Genomic DNA, 1,291 nt, shown 5'->3' on the forward strand with positions numbered 1-1,291 from the left:
AGCCGAGCAGTAGCTTGTTGGCCTTTGTCTGCCTTCGACTGTTTGCACAATCGCAAGTTGACGAAAAAGTTGGTTGCGGGGGCCGGATTTGAACCGACGACCTTCGGGTTATGAGCCCGACGAGCTACCGAGCTGCTCCACCCCGCGTCCGAATTTTTTCTCGAAGTGGCCGAGCAGTAGCCAGTTCGATTTCTCCTTTCCCACCAACCGGTTACACCGACTTGACTGGTCAGGATCTCAGATGGTTGCGGGGGCCAGATTTGAACTGACGACCTTCGGGTTATGAGCCCGACGAGCTACCGGGCTGCTCCACCCCGCGTCTGAGGTCGCCAATAATAGGCGCCAGCGCACAGATTGCAAGTAAATATCTCAAAAAAAGTTTATTCGTAGATTAATCGGACAAATAGTGCGGTCATTAGCAGCATCATGCTGTTTTTTCAGGCAATCGAGTCCTTGCCAGGCATCCGGCACTACACTCAATAAGGTGAACACTCCTCATTTTGGGTAGGTAGAATATGCGCATCTCCGCCGGTCACTGCCGTCAGTTGGGGGCCACACCCGACAGTCACGGCGTCAACTTTGCGATCTGGGCACGCCTCGCCAGCCGGGTCGAACTACTGCTCTTCGCAAGCGCAGACGATGCGACCCCCGAGGTGATCCCCCTCTCCCCGCGCCTAAACCGCACCGCCTACTACTGGCATATCCATGTGGAGGGGATCTCGGTCGGGCAACGTTACGCCTATCGCATTCAGGGCCCGTGGCGCCCATATGGCGGCACCCGCTTCGATGCCGAGAAGGTGTTGCTCGACCCTTACGGCCGCAGCATCGAGCTTGGCGCCAATTACGATCGATGGGCGGCGGCCCGTCCAGGCAGCAATCTGGCTTGTTGCGCCAAGAACAAGGTGGTCGATACTCGCCACTACGACTGGGAAGGAGACAAACTGCCCGCTCACTCCCTCTCCCGCTCGGTGATCTACGAATTGCATCTGGGGGGCTTTACCAAGTCCCCGAGCTCCGGAGTCGATCCGGCGCTGCGTGGCACCTATCTCGGATTGATTGAGAAGATCCCCTACCTGCAATCTCTCGGTGTCACCGCCGTCGAGCTGCTGCCGGTGTTCCAGTTCGATCCTCAGGATGCGCCCAAAGGACTCTCCAACTACTGGGGTTACAGTCCCATGTCCTTTTTCGCCCCGCACGCGCAATACGCCTGTGGCGATGACCCTCTCACCGAGTTTCGCGACATGGTCAAGGCGCTGCACCGCGCCAATATCGAGGTGATCCTGGATGTGGT

1 protein-coding gene and 2 tRNA genes are annotated in these 1,291 nt (G+C 57.9%); 1 reads left to right on the top strand and 2 read right to left on the bottom strand.

The window, feature by feature from the left end; all coding sequences use genetic code 11:
• Positions 1-70 precede the first annotated feature (70 nt).
• A tRNA-Met gene (locus AACR14_RS00395) sits at positions 71-147 on the bottom strand.
• Positions 148-242: 95 nt separating this feature from the next.
• Positions 243-319, bottom strand: a tRNA-Met gene (locus AACR14_RS00400).
• A gap of 196 nt (positions 320-515) precedes the next feature.
• Here AACR14_RS00400 and AACR14_RS00405 point away from each other — a divergent pair.
• The coding region (locus AACR14_RS00405; RefSeq protein ID WP_019444718.1) for an alpha-amylase family glycosyl hydrolase at positions 516-1,291 on the top strand (776 nt) is incomplete at its 3' end.

It is taken from the genome of Aeromonas sp. 159, from assembly GCF_963862045.1.
GTDB lineage: Bacteria > Pseudomonadota > Gammaproteobacteria > Enterobacterales > Aeromonadaceae > Aeromonas > Aeromonas veronii.